The 13,608-nt window shown below is 38.6% G+C and carries 11 protein-coding genes; 9 read left to right on the top strand and 2 right to left on the bottom strand.

The window, feature by feature from the left end:
* Positions 1-973 (top strand): Ig-like domain-containing protein (locus BANVL01_RS21870; RefSeq protein ID WP_235845699.1); only part of this gene is annotated, 973 nt, incomplete at its 5' end.
* Positions 974-1,726: 753 nt separating this feature from the next.
* Here BANVL01_RS21870 and BANVL01_RS21865 read toward each other — a convergent pair.
* Positions 1,727-2,440: a WecB/TagA/CpsF family glycosyltransferase gene (locus BANVL01_RS21865; protein ID WP_066093672.1), complete on the bottom strand. Its 714-nt coding sequence runs from the start codon at positions 2,438-2,440 to the stop codon at positions 1,727-1,729.
* A gap of 213 nt (positions 2,441-2,653) precedes the next feature.
* Between BANVL01_RS21865 and BANVL01_RS21860 the strand changes: the two genes are divergently transcribed.
* From BANVL01_RS21860 to tagH, 6 genes are all read left to right on the top strand, one after another.
* Positions 2,654-3,826, top strand: a complete 1,173-nt coding sequence (locus tag BANVL01_RS21860; RefSeq protein ID WP_066097104.1) for a CDP-glycerol glycerophosphotransferase family protein — start codon at positions 2,654-2,656, stop codon at positions 3,824-3,826.
* 100 nt (positions 3,827-3,926) lie between these two features.
* A complete protein-coding gene (locus BANVL01_RS21855) occupies positions 3,927-5,132 on the top strand; it encodes a CDP-glycerol glycerophosphotransferase family protein (RefSeq protein WP_235845696.1) in 1,206 nt (401 codons plus the stop codon).
* Positions 5,129-5,935, top strand: a complete 807-nt coding sequence (locus BANVL01_RS21850) for an ABC transporter permease (protein ID WP_066093670.1) — start codon at positions 5,129-5,131, stop codon at positions 5,933-5,935. The genes BANVL01_RS21855 and BANVL01_RS21850 overlap by 4 nt, the downstream gene beginning before the upstream one ends.
* A 152-nt stretch (positions 5,936-6,087) precedes the next feature.
* Complete coding sequence (gene tagD, locus BANVL01_RS21845; RefSeq protein ID WP_066093667.1) at positions 6,088-6,483, top strand: glycerol-3-phosphate cytidylyltransferase; 396 nt, start codon at positions 6,088-6,090, stop codon at positions 6,481-6,483.
* Positions 6,484-6,648: 165 nt separating this feature from the next.
* A complete protein-coding gene (locus tag BANVL01_RS21840) occupies positions 6,649-9,864 on the top strand; it encodes a CDP-glycerol glycerophosphotransferase family protein (RefSeq protein WP_066097100.1) in 3,216 nt (1,071 codons plus the stop codon).
* 67 nt (positions 9,865-9,931) lie between these two features.
* On the top strand, positions 9,932-10,792 hold the full coding sequence (gene tagH, locus BANVL01_RS21835; RefSeq protein WP_066093664.1) for a teichoic acids export ABC transporter ATP-binding subunit TagH: 861 nt from the start codon (positions 9,932-9,934) through the stop codon (positions 10,790-10,792).
* 467 nt (positions 10,793-11,259) lie between these two features.
* Here the strand turns inward: tagH and tagU are convergent, their stop codons facing one another.
* A complete protein-coding gene (tagU, locus tag BANVL01_RS21830; RefSeq protein ID WP_066093662.1) occupies positions 11,260-12,183 on the bottom strand; it encodes a polyisoprenyl-teichoic acid--peptidoglycan teichoic acid transferase TagU in 924 nt (307 codons plus the stop codon).
* Between the two features lie 462 nt (positions 12,184-12,645).
* Between tagU and BANVL01_RS27490 the strand changes: the two genes are divergently transcribed.
* Both BANVL01_RS27490 and BANVL01_RS21825 read left to right on the top strand, forming a co-directional pair.
* On the top strand, positions 12,646-12,804 hold the full coding sequence (locus BANVL01_RS27490; protein WP_156482385.1) for a YwzD family small protein: 159 nt from the start codon (positions 12,646-12,648) through the stop codon (positions 12,802-12,804).
* Positions 12,805-13,321: 517 nt separating this feature from the next.
* Positions 13,322-13,519 (top strand): hypothetical protein, encoded by a 198-nt coding sequence (locus tag BANVL01_RS21825; RefSeq protein ID WP_066093659.1) that lies wholly within the window; start codon positions 13,322-13,324, stop codon positions 13,517-13,519.
* The last annotated feature ends 89 nt before the right edge of the window (positions 13,520-13,608 follow it).

Raw genomic sequence — 13,608 nt, 5'->3', positions numbered from 1 at the left:
CAAATTTGCGATTACGATTGCAAAAGTTGCAGCAGGCAAGAAAATCTCTGTTACAGCTACAGATGCAGCAGGTAATGAAAGTGCGGCAACTGAAGTAATCGTCAAAGATGTAACACCACCGGCAGCACCAAAATCAGTCTTCGATGTAACACAATTTGATACCTTTGTAATGGGTACTGCTGAGAAAGGTTCAACTGTCGAAGTAAAAGTGAATGGTATCCTGATTGGTTCAGGTAAAGCTGATAAAAATGGATATTTTGATATTGATATTCCAGCACAAGCAGTAGGAACGAAATTAGTCATCACTGCTACTGATGCTGCAGGAAATGTAAGTAAAGGTCTTGAAGTAACAGTTATTAAAGCAGAAACAGGCTGGTTCGAAATAGACAAAGACCTTTGGATTTATATTAGTCCAACAACTGGCGAGTTAGTAACTGGATGGCTTGAAGTAGGCGGTAAGAAATACTTCATTGACGAAGAAGAATATACAATGGTAACCGGTTGGGAAAAAATTAACGGTTCTTGGTATTATTTTGCTAAGAGCGGTGCAATGCAAACTGGCTGGGCCAAAGTAGACAACAAATGGTATTTCTTAAATGCAGATGGTACGATGAAAACGGGCTGGGTCAAATCAGCTAATAAATGGTACTATCTATCAGCAAGCGGCGCGATGCAAACTGGTTGGGCCAAAGTCAGCGGCAAATGGTATTTCTTAAATACTGACGGCGCGATGAAAACTGGCTGGGTGAAAGTCAGCGGCAAGTGGTATTTCCTAAATACTGACGGCGCTATGCAATCCGGCTGGGTAAAAGTCAGCGGCAAATGGTATTTCCTAAATACTGACGGCGCGATGCAAACCGGTTGGATCCTAGTCAGCAAGAAATGGTACTTCCTATACACAGATGGCCATATGGCAGCAAACACTACAATTGGAAAGTACAAAATCGGCACTGACGGAGCATGGATTCAATAAAAGCAAATCAAAAAAACCTCTTCTCAATTTTTTGAGAAGAGGTTTTTTTCTTAAAATACGTGCCGAAATGACAGTCGTATTGGCATCGTTATTGGTATATAAAAAAGTAAAACCCGCCATAGTAATTGGCGAGTTTCTTTATTAGGAATACAATAAACTATGTCTTGTCCTTAATCAAGTAACCAGCAAAAGTAAAATAAGCGGAGATTTTCCGGGTAGATGCAGATTAGAGCTCGTTTCGGGGTAAATAAGCGGAGGTTTTCCGATTATGCAAAGCAAAACCGCCTATTTTCACGATTTTCGAGTAAATAGGCGGAATCTCTCCGCCTATTTAAGCCTTTTTTATTAGTAATTACTAATTAAGCGAAATTTTTCCGTCTATTTATCATCTCGAGTGCTTAAGCTGATCCCCCAACCGATAAGGGCGGACCCTCTTAATCCTAGATGCAGGAATCAGCACCTTTTTATCGACCAGCTAATAAAGATCAATAAAATTGGTACTCAAAACGGTACTGCAAATGACAGAAGTTTAGACCCTCTTTTTAATTGTACAATACATATTGTCCATCATAATAATGATGTCAATTGCAATGTCAAAGTTTCTAGTATTTCGTAGAAACCTTGATAAATAAAGAAAAAGACGTATGCCAATTCATACGTCAATTCTTGTGTCTTTTAAAAATAAAGCCCCCGGAAACGGAACCCTTCTCGAAATTTGAGAAGAGGTTTTTTCTGGGGACAGACACCATATCCCTACTGGCGAAAGACGCGTGATAGGAAGAGTGGAATCGCTAACATTCTTTTCGAGCGGGAAGGTTCTTTAACCAGGCGGTAGAGCCATTCGAGGTTTAAATTCACCATGAGCTTCGGAGCGCGTTTGCTGACTCCGGCCCAAATATTGAGGCAGCCGCCAACGCCGATGAACACCCCTTTAGCAAAGTGTGGGAGGTTGTCGGAAATCCACTTTTCTTGTTTCGGAAATCCGAGCCCGACAAAGACAAGATCAGGTTGTTTCTCTTGAATTTCTTTGATTATTTTTTCATCACTTTGAAAGTAACCGTGGTGAAAGCCGACGATTTCGATGTTAGGAAAGGCCTTTTTGATATTGCTTGCACTTAAATCAATAATATCGGGTTTGGTACCTAACAAATAAATCCGATAATGTTCCTTATTGGATAATTCCAACAGATTAGACATCAGATCAAAGCCGGCAAGCCGTTCTCGGAGCGGTCTGCCTAACATTTTCGAAGCAATCACAATCCCAATGCCGTCAGGGGTAATATAATCAGAATTTTTGATAATTTCATCGTAGAAAGGATTTGATTGGGCGTAGGTAATGATTTCTGGATTGGCTGTTACGATAAAGGTCTTTTCGGAAACAGCGATTCTTGAATGGACTTCACTGACAAGTTCATCCATCGTATTATCCACGAAATGGTAACCCAATACTTCCTTAAAGTTGAGCATGTTAAATCCCCTTAAATTAAAATAATCCCAATTGACAACTTCTTTTATTATTCGACATATTTGGTATAATATTAACATAAATAGCGAATAAGGGACAAGGTTCCTGTCGCTATGTTCCATTATTCTACATATTTGGTATAATATAAACGTAACAAACAAAACTGGGACACGGTTTCTTTCCCCATGTCCCATTGGAAGTAGTTGTTGCTGTTGATGTTTAGAGATGTGGTTATTTCGTGTTATTTGCTAGTGTTTAGGTTAATATTCGCTCTGTTTAAGGTATTCCCGCAACAGAAGAAGGTTACGTTTGTGATCTCTTTTGAGGAAAATGCTGCTTTTCTATATCGTGAACTTAGAAAACAGAGCCCCGATTTGAAAATTACGTTTTTATGCAAATCTTCACTATCAACGGAATTAATAAATGAACTTAGTGATGTGAAGGTAATCCCTTTTGAAACTAAAAATATCATCGATTGGTTGATTTCGCTCTACCATCTAGCAACATCGCGATGTATAATCATTGATAATTATTTTGGCTTTTTAGCCGCGGTAACCTTTAAGAAAAATGTCGAATGTATTCAAGTCTGGCATGCAGCAGGCGCCTTAAAAACCTTTGGCCTGCAAGATCAGTCGATTCGCTATCGAAGTGATTCGGCCAAACGAAGATTCCAACAAGTATATGATCAATTTCATACAATTGTTGTCGGTTCGGATGAAATGGGGCGTATTTTTAGCGAGGCTTTCAATGTTCCCTCGCAAAGAATGCTGCCAACAGGGTTTCCAAGAACGGACTTTTTTTATGAAAAAAAGTCAAGAGATGCAGTGATAACAAGTTTCTATGAAAATTATCCGCTGTTAGCGGGTAAAAAGTTGATTTTGTATGCGCCAACATATCGCGACGGGCAATTGGAAAACAGTGACATTCACCTTGATATTAAACAGATGCAACAGAAATTAGACAGTAACTATTTCTTGTTAATAAAACTTCACCCTGCTGTAAAGACTAAAACAAATTATCAGGAATTATTTCCAGATTTTGTTTGCGACTTTTCTGAATATAAACGGATCAATGAATTGCTAGTGGTGACGGATTACTTAATAACCGATTATTCTTCCCTACCCTTTGAGTTTTCTCTGTTACATAAGCCAATCATTTTTTATCCCTATGACTTGGCTGAATATCGTGAACAAAGGGGCTTGGTTAAGGATTATCAACAACTCGTGCCTGGGCCGATTGTCTACAATACCAACGAACTGATTGAAGAAATCGTAGCAGACCGTTTTGATGTGCAGGCTATCAAAGACTTTTCCGATAAATGGAATCGATATTCAGTTGGACATTCAGCGGAAAATTTGGCTCATTATATTGTAGAGCGAATGAAGTAAGAAAAAGCGCAAGCACGCTTGCGCTGGGCAATTCTCGAAGTTCAATGAAATAAATTCTAATAGTAAAGGATCTACTTTTTAAAAAAGTAAGGGGAGTAATGTGAGCAAACATCTGAAAGAATTCCTCAAACCTGCATCCGTGATGAAGCAGATCTATAAATGGATATTTATCGTAGTAGGTTTGCTGCCTGTTAGAAAGAAGCTATTGATTTTTGAAAGCTTTCTTGGGCGTCAATTCAGCTGTAATCCCAGGGCCATCTATGAATATGTAAAGCATCACGATTATGACTATGAAATGATCTGGAGCGTAGATAGGAAACACTCTCGAATTTTCCAGCAATTAAATATTCCCTATGTAAATCGGTTTTCGCTTAAATGGCTATGGCTATTACCACGGGCGGAATACTGGATCACGAATAGCAGGATGCCATTATGGCTTAAGAAACCAAACCATACGACCTATGTGCAAACCTGGCATGGAACTCCGCTGAAGAAATTAGCAGCAGATATAAAGGAAGTTCATATGGCCGGGACGACAACAATCGAATACAAAGAGGAATTTCTTCAAGAATCACGCCGCTGGGATTTTTTAATCTCTCCTAATCCGTATTCGACCGCAATTTTTAAACGGGCATTTCAGTATGAGAAAACAATTTTGGAAACAGGTTACCCAAGGAATGATCGACTTATTACTCATAATAACGACGATACGATCAAGCGAATCAAGGATACGTTAGGAATTCCCAACAATAAGAAGGTAATTTTATATGCCCCTACATGGCGAGATGATGAATTTGATGATAGTGGGAAATATAAATTTACCTTGCAGTTAGACTTGGCAGAACTCAAGCGGACCCTAAGTGAGGAGTATGTGATTATCTTACGCGTTCATTATCTGATCGCTAATCGGATTAATATTCAGCCCTATCAAGGCTTTGTCTTTGATTGCTCCGATTATGATGACAATCGGGATTTATATTTAATTAGTGATATCCTTGTCACTGATTATTCATCCGTCTTTTTCGATTATTTATGCCTGAAACGTCCGATTATCTTTTATACGTATGATCTTGATACCTATCGGGATACGTTAAGAGGTTTTTATTTTGATTTAGAAAAGGATCACCCCGGACCGTTAGTAAAAACAACCGAGGAGCTAATTGCAGAAGTGAAACGATTAGAACGAGATGGCTTTGAACCAACGGATGCCATCACGAGATTTCATGAGAATTTCTGCGGTATAGAGCAGGGTGTTTCAACAGAGCAAGTAGTAAAACGCGTATTTTCAGAAAGGGCAGTACAATGAAATCATTATTCCAAATAGTAAAAGACCATATTAATCATTTTTATTTAATTATTCGACTATCACTTTTTGAGCTGAAGAGCAATAATAATAACCATTATTTAGGGATGCTTTGGGAAGTATTAAATCCTTTAATTCTAATCGGTATTTACTGGTTTGTGTTTGGCTATGGGATTAGGGGAGGGCAGCATGTTGATGGAATTGCCTATCTTCCGTGGATGCTTTCTGGAATTACCGTTTGGTTTTTCATATCGCAGTCTCTGTTACAAGGGTCTAAATCCATCTATACAAGAATTAATATTATTTCAAAAATGAACTTTCCAATGAGTGTCATTCCCTCTTACGTGATCACCTCATTGTTCTATCAGCATATCATTTTGATGTTTATCTCAATGGTGATTTTATCCTTTTACGGATATTTCCCAAGCCTTTATATCCTACAGCTTCCTTATATGATGTTTGCCAATTTTGCGTTATTGATTGGGATTTCCTTGGTCACATCGACACTGGCAACGATTATTCGAGATGTCCAAATGATTGTCCAAGCGGCTGTCAGGGTGCTGCTGTACCTAACCCCGATTCTCTGGACACCAGATAAATTGCCGATTTCGATTGGGAAACTGTTAATGGCAAACCCTATCTACTATATTGTAGAAGGATATCGTTCCTCCTTGTTAGGAACCAATTGGTACTTTCTTGAAAATATCCAATACACCATCTATTTTTGGGTCTTAGTTCTGTTCCTGTTAGTAATAGGTTCAGCTCTCCATGTCAAATTTGGTAAACGATTTGTAGACTATTTGTAAGATTAAAGTCGAAATTTCCAGTAGTTTGTTAAATTTATGTATGCTATAATTAAATTTGTTGTAAATGGAATGTAAATTAACTGTAAATATGATTTTTTTATATAAAAAATAGCGCGCGGAGAAAAAAATGTACAGGCTAGGAGGTAGAAAGAGTGAAAAAAGTAATTACGTACGGAACATTTGATTTGCTTCATTGGGGCCATATCAATTTGTTAAAACGTGCGAAAGATATGGGAGATTATTTAATTGTAGCGATTTCAACGGATTCATTTAATGCAATAAAAAATAAAACCTCGTATCATAGTTATGAGAAAAGGAAAATGATACTTGAAGCAATCCGGTATGTGGATGAAGTCATTCCAGAGGATAATTGGAAGCAGAAGATTGACGATGTTAAAAAACATGATGTCGATATTTTCGTTATGGGTGATGATTGGAAAGGGAAGTTTGACTTCCTAAAGGACTATTGCGAAGTAGTATACTTACCAAGGACCATCGGTATTTCTACTACTAAAATCAAAAAGGAATTAGTAATGTCCGCGAAATAAATCTTAAATCGGATAACTAAATAAATCCTTCCTATTTTATTAGGAAGGATTTTTACTGCGTAGATTATCCTATTTGGTTTTATTATAAAAATAAATAGGAATAATAGTAATACGAATACATATAGAGAAGAAATCTCTGAATGCAATAGGGGGATGTTTACCGAAGTGAATAAGAAGATCATCAAGAGAAAGATCAATTTCATAGTCGCACCGATGTTAAATTATTTCTTTAAGAAAAGTCATAATCGGGTCAATCTGTATGCAAAATACTATGATCAATTAAAGGTTGAAAAAAACACCATTTTGTACGAAAGCCGGGATGGGAATAGTATAACCGATAATCCCTATGCGATGTTTACATATATGTTAGAAAACCCAGATTTCAAAGATTATCAGCATATTTGGTCAGTAGCCGATTTCGATGCAGTGGCAAGTGTGATGGCCAAATATCAGGACTATCATAATGTGAAATTTGTAAAACGAAATTCAAGGACGTATTTAAAGTATCTTGCAACCAGTGAGTACTTGATAAATAATTCAACCTTTCAATCCTTTTTTATTCCGAAGAAGGATCAAGTGTATATCAATACCTGGCATGGCACACCACTTAAAAGTATGGGATTTGATATTCCAGGTAACCCAGCTCACTCCCAAAACGTAGTAAGGAACTTTTTAAGTACCAATTATATGTTGAGCCCCAACACTCATACCACGAAAATTTTCACGGACAGCTATAAACTCGATGGTTTATATAAAGGAACGATTATTGAAGAGGGATATCCGAGGATTGATTTAACCCTTAATACGGATCCAGAAGGGTATAAAGGGTACTTAAGGAAATTAGGTTTACGGATAGATGATGATAAGAAAACGATTCTTTATGCACCGACATGGAAAGGGACGAATACGACAAAAGTTAAAAATGATGTCCTGCAAATCATTGCCGATATAAACTATGTTGAGAAAGAGGTAGGGGACCGTTATAGTATTTTGATTAAGGTCCATCCATACCTTTATAAAGAAGCAGCAAAGTATCCCGAGCTTAACGATCGATTAGTCCCTGATTTTGTCGATCCAAACGAATTGTTAGCAGCAATTGATTTATTAATTACAGATTATTCAAGTATTTTCTTTGATTTTCTCGTGACAAATAAGCCGATTGTTTTTTATACATGGGACATCGATGTTTATGGGGAGGAAAGGGGTCAATATATTCAGAACGATGAGCTGCCTGGCCCGATTGTTTATAATTCTAAAGAATTAGCAGCAGCAATCAAGAATATTGAAACCCATAAAGTGAACTTTCTTGATAACTATAAGAAAATGCAAGATCAATTTACAAGATATGACGATGGCAATGTCACGGAAAGAGTGGTCCGCTTCCTTTTCGACAAAGGTACGAAAGATCTCAACCTAGTCAATAAGCTCGATATCCAAAAGAAAAAGTTATTAATCTATCCAGGCGGATTGCGAAATAATGGGATTACCTCTTCTTTTATCAATCTGATGAATAACATTGATTTTGATCAATACGATGTCAGTTGTTTTACTGGGACACCAAACTCAGAAGAGGTCTTGAATAATTTAGAGAAGATAAACAAAAACGTGCGGTTCCTCTTTAAGCCTGGCTACCCTGTTTATAAACTGTTAGAAATATATCGGGATAGGTTTATTCATAATCGGGGCGAAAGAGGCTGGTTAGGAAAACTCCTTTTTCCAGAAAAGGCCTATGCAAGAGACCATGCGCGATTATTCGGCAATAGCAAATTTGATTATGTGATTGATTTCAGCGGCTATAGCCTTTTCTGGGCTAAATACTTGATTGTGGCCGATGCAAAAACGAAAATTTGTTATATGCATAATGATTTGCTCTCAGAGAGTGAGAAAATCATTGATGGAAAAAGACCTCATAAAATCAATCTGAGGGGACTATTTTCGGTTTATCATCGCTTTGATAAACTGGTAAGTGTTTCGAAAGGAACGATGGAGTTAAATAGAAAAAACTTATTAGAATACGCGCCTTTTGAAAAGTTCGATTATATTCTAAATTCGATAAATCCAGAGAAAATTCTTCAAAACGATCATCCGACAGAAGCTGCGATCGATGAGAAAAATGACCCATTGATGGCAACTGAAAATTTTAAAGCAATAGCATTACTACAAGGTAACAAAGAACAGGTTGTTTGGAACATGCCTCCCGGTAATGGTAAGGCAAATCAGTTTCCATTGGCACAAGAGTTCAAAGATGCGGAAATTATCATCTCAAGAAAGGCATCTGATGGGCAAAATACGTATTATAAATTTAGCCACAACAACCGAATAATCGGGTGGATCAGCAGCGAAGCAGTAGAGCTATTACCGGATACCATTTTATCCAAACAGAATGTCGATAAAATTGCGAAGCTTGGACAGCCAAGAGGTAATGATATTTGGTCGGCGCCCTATGAGGTTCCTGATTGTCAAAAGGTTTCTTCAAGTAGGGCGTTTAAAGACATGATCGTGGATATCGATCAAGAAGCAGAAACCTTCCATGGGATATACTTTAGAATATCGATCCATGATACGGTAATCGGATGGATTGATCATTCGGCGTTACGAGTTTATCGAAAGTGTACGATTGACGGGAATACAAGTGAAGTTAATAAGCATAAAATCAATTTGATAAGAAACTTACTTAGATACAAATACAATAATAGGAAAAAAGAATTGATCAAAAAAATGGAAAATAGCAGATTGGAAGAAATGGAAACGGCAAGTGAACCGGCATCGGTAAACGAGAGCCAGGTTTCTACCGGAGCAGAACATGATTTGAAACTTGGAATGGAGATCGATCATAAATTTATTCCATATCCTGCTAAAAACGATGTGAATTTTGTTACGATGGGAAGATTATCCCCGGAAAAAGGCCAAGACAATTTAATTAAAGCCTTTGCCGGATTCCACCAAAAACAAACTAACAGTAAGCTGTATATTTTAGGGCACGGCCCCTTGAAAGAAGAGTTACAGGCATTAATCGAAAAATTGGATTTGCATGATGCTGTTTATCTTTTAGGACAAATTGAGAATCCATTTTCATTTCTTAAAAAGTGTGATTGCTTTGTGCTTTCGTCACATTACGAGGGACAGCCGATGGTATTGTTAGAGGCGATGACGCTCGAGATGGATATTATCGCAACGGATATTGTAGCGAATCGAACGGTCTTAGAAGATGGAGTTTATGGGCTGCTTGTTGAGAATAGTATCAGTGGTCTTGAAGAAGGCCTCAACTTGATGGCAAGTGATAAGAAGCCTCGTTTTAAAAAGTTTGATTACAATCAATATAATGCTGCTGCAATGGAATCCTTCTACAAATGTTTAGAATCAGAAGGACGACAAGGTTAACATTGTTTGTTATATATGGTAAATTTATAGGACAAACCAATGATCATACCTTAAGCAAGGAGAACCTATGAGCACTTCAGTTGTTTTAAAAAACGTCACAAAAAGATATAAAATGTATAAAAAAACGACCGATAAATTATTGGATTTGGTGTTGCCAAATGGTTACGGGAAAGACTTTTATGCCTTACAAAATATTAGTTTTCAGGCGGAACATGGAGACATTATTGGGATTATCGGGGTAAATGGAGCAGGTAAATCGACGATATCGAATATCATCTCTGGAATCATTCCCCCAAGTTCCGGTACGATTGACATTAATGGTGACGCCGCCCTGATTTCCATCGGCGCTGGCCTAAATAATCAACTATCAGGCAGAGAGAATATTGAGCTAAAATGCCTGATGCTCGGCTTTAAAAAGCAGGAGATTCAGGATCTGATGCCTGAAATCATTGAATTTGCTGAAATAGGCGAGTTTATTGATCAGCCCGTCAAAAAATACTCGAGCGGGATGAAATCAAGACTGGGCTTTGCGATTTCGGTAAATATCAATCCAGATATCTTGATTATTGATGAAGCACTTTCCGTAGGCGATAAGATTTTTGCGCAAAAATGTTTAGACAAAATGAACAGCTTTAAAGAAAAAGGAAAAACAATTTTCTTTATCAGTCACTCAATTGGCCAGATAAAAGAATTCTGCCAAAAAGCGCTATGGCTGGAAGCTGGGGAAGTACGAGCGTACGGACCTGTTGCAGAAGTAGTCCCGCAGTATGAACAATTCGTAAAAGAATTCAACAAGATGTCTAAGGAAGAAAAGAAACAGTTTAATTTAAAGGTAATGGAAAAACGAAGCGGCAAACTGAGGACGGCAGAAACCGACCTCGCGGAGGGAAAGTCTAAGGGCAAGCGCTTGGGGATTTTTAATCGTTAATTGGAGCGGGTTACCCGCGGGTGCAGGGCTAACCGTATATCATTAATAAAAAAGGCTAGTTCACCGTAATGCATCCTGGATTCTTGAGATAAAACACACTCCCTTTTAAGTAGAATGGTCTTGTTCCTAATCGAGTAACCAGCAAAAGTATAATAAGCGGAGATTTTCCGGTTAAATGAAGAATGGAGCTCATTTCGAGGTAAATAAGGGTAGATTTTCCGATTATGCCAAGCAAAATCCCTCTTTTTCGAGTTTTTTTATTAAATAGGCGGAATTTCTCCGCCTATTTAAGCCTTTTTTAATCATAATTACGAATTAGCCGGAATCTCTCCGTTTATTTAAGCTATTTTTAACAGCAACGAAAACAACCTAGAAAAAATGACCCCGGTTTTCGCTGCCGGGGTCATTTTTCGCGCCTGAACTGGCGTGTTTTTCTTATTTTCGCATCAAATTGCGCACACTTTTTTTTATTTTAATTCCAGCTGTGTCTTCAATTCGCTTTGAACTCTCTGCTTTTCTTCGGCAGATACGATTCCATAATAAATTTTATTAATCTTTGTCCCTGTTTCTTTGATTTCCATTTGTTGAATATTTGAACCGGCAGCCTTGTAATTCTTTTGAAGGTCCATTAAATCATCGAAAGCAATGTTTGTTTTTACATTTTTTCCAAGAGCAGCAAAGATGTCTGAGTAGTTCGCAAGGCTTGATACGCTAGCGCCCTCTTTAATAACACCTTGAATGATTTGACGCTGTCTGCCTTGGCGGCCGAAGTCACCATTAGGGTCTTGTTTTCTCATTCTCGTATAGGCTAACGCCTCTGTACCGTTTAGCTTTAAATCACCCTTGGCAAAGTGGATTTTATCTTGGGTAAAATCTAAATTATTTTGAACCTTGATTCCACCGACAGCATCAACGATATCCTTAAAGCCTTCCATATTCACCTTCATATAATAGTCAATCGGGATATCAAGGAAGTTTTCAACCGTATCCATGGCCATTGGCACACCGCCAAACGCATAGGCATGGTTAATCTTATCCTCTGTGCCTTTTCCGACGATTTGGGTGCGTGTGTCACGCGGAATGCTCAGCATTTTCACTGATTTATTGTTCGGATTAACGGCTAAGACTATCATCGTATCGGAACGGCCCTTATCGCCTTGTCGTTCATCGACACCAAGCATTAACACGGTAAATGGATCCTTATTCTTAAAAGAAACCGCGGTATCCCGCTTGCCTGATTGGCGGTCAACCTGCTCATGCATCGTATTGGCTGCATTTTTAAACGAATTATATACTGTATAGGCATATGCCCCTGCCCCGATGATCAGGACAAGAAGAATAATACTAGTCACCTTTAACCATTTTTTCTTTTTCCTTTTTTGAGATCTCATTCGATCAAACCTCCAAAAATTTTACAATTTTTTCGAACTCATGATATAGAGTAACAAAAAAATGGCTAAATAGATAGAAAAAAGATGTGGAAACTTTTCGCGGGGGTGTCGAATGCTGGCGATTGGTGCGTTACGTCGCCTCTGGGAATAGGAGGAAAAAGGAAGGGGGAGCGGGAAGTTTACTCTCGGCTTTTTTTGAATTTACTCGTCACTTTTTAGAATTTACCCGCCACCACCAGCTAAATCAGCAAAAAAAAGCCAGTCCCCGTACTTTGGGGGCTGGCTTAGGTAATTGTTGTTTTGCTTTTCTGGTGTGGGGCATGACATGGTGCCTGACACCAAAACGAAGCTGTTCGACAAAATTCACACAATTTCCACAATATTCAACTGGAAATGTATTTACAATCGAATCCGAATCTAGTAGAATATTTAACTATATAACTGGAAGGAGGACATTGGGAATTGGAACGGAAACCTGAAAAGGATAGCAGCTCGAATGTCATAGATTTTTCAACAATCGTGAAAAAGGCATATGACAAGGGCTTGAATGAGCAAGAACTAACGGTAGAAAAATTAATGGAAGATTTAAAAGCGGATTTGAAGAGTCTAGTAATAGGCTAATTATATATACAATACATAAGGCTGCCGGAGGAGACCCCGGCGGCCTTTTTTGGCTGACAGCCCTTGTTGGAGCCCGTTATCCGGAATTCGAGAGCGTTTCGGTCGCCAATAACCCTCATTGGAGCCCGTTATCCGGAAATCGAGAGCGTACCGGTCGCCAACAGCCCTCATTGGAGCCCGTTATCCGGAATTCGAGGGCGTTTCGGTCGCCAATAACCCTCGTTGGAGCCCGTTATCCGGAATTCGAGAGCGTTTCGGTCGCCAATAACCCTCATTGGAGCCCGTTATCCCGAATTCGAGATCGTACCGGTCACCAATAGCCGTTATTGGAGCCCGTTATCCCGATTTCAACAGCGTACCGGTCGTCAATAGCCTTTATTGGCCCCCGAAAACCCCGTTTCAAGATTATTCCGACCCTATATGCGGGCATCTCTCGCCACGCTCGACAAAAAAACTTGGATAACGATCAAGCACTCTGTATACTATTGGTATAAGTTTACATTCAGGGAGGATTTTCATGTCGACTGAGATGGGCAGTTTATTCGGGTTGTTTGCACTTGTTCCAATCATACTGTATTTGTTCATTATTGCGTTTGGTATTTATTTTACCGTCCGTGCAATCAGGTTCATGAATGAAAAGACACAATTAGATCAAGCGAGAAATGAGAAGCTGGATGCGTTGATTAAAGTGATGCAGGAGAAGTCGGGGGAGTAAGCCTACTACCGGAAGCAGCTTCGAAAAGAAAAATAAGAAACTTTTCATGGTTTGTTCATAGTTTCTTCATTTTTGCCAGTTATAATAAG

Origin of the sequence: Neobacillus novalis NBRC 102450 (assembly GCF_001591805.1) — a bacterium.
GTDB classification, from domain to species: Bacteria; Bacillota; Bacilli; order Bacillales; family Cytobacillaceae; genus Neobacillus; species Neobacillus novalis.
The sequence above is the reverse complement of the archived record's forward strand: the minus strand, read 5'-3'. Positions and strand labels throughout refer to the sequence as shown.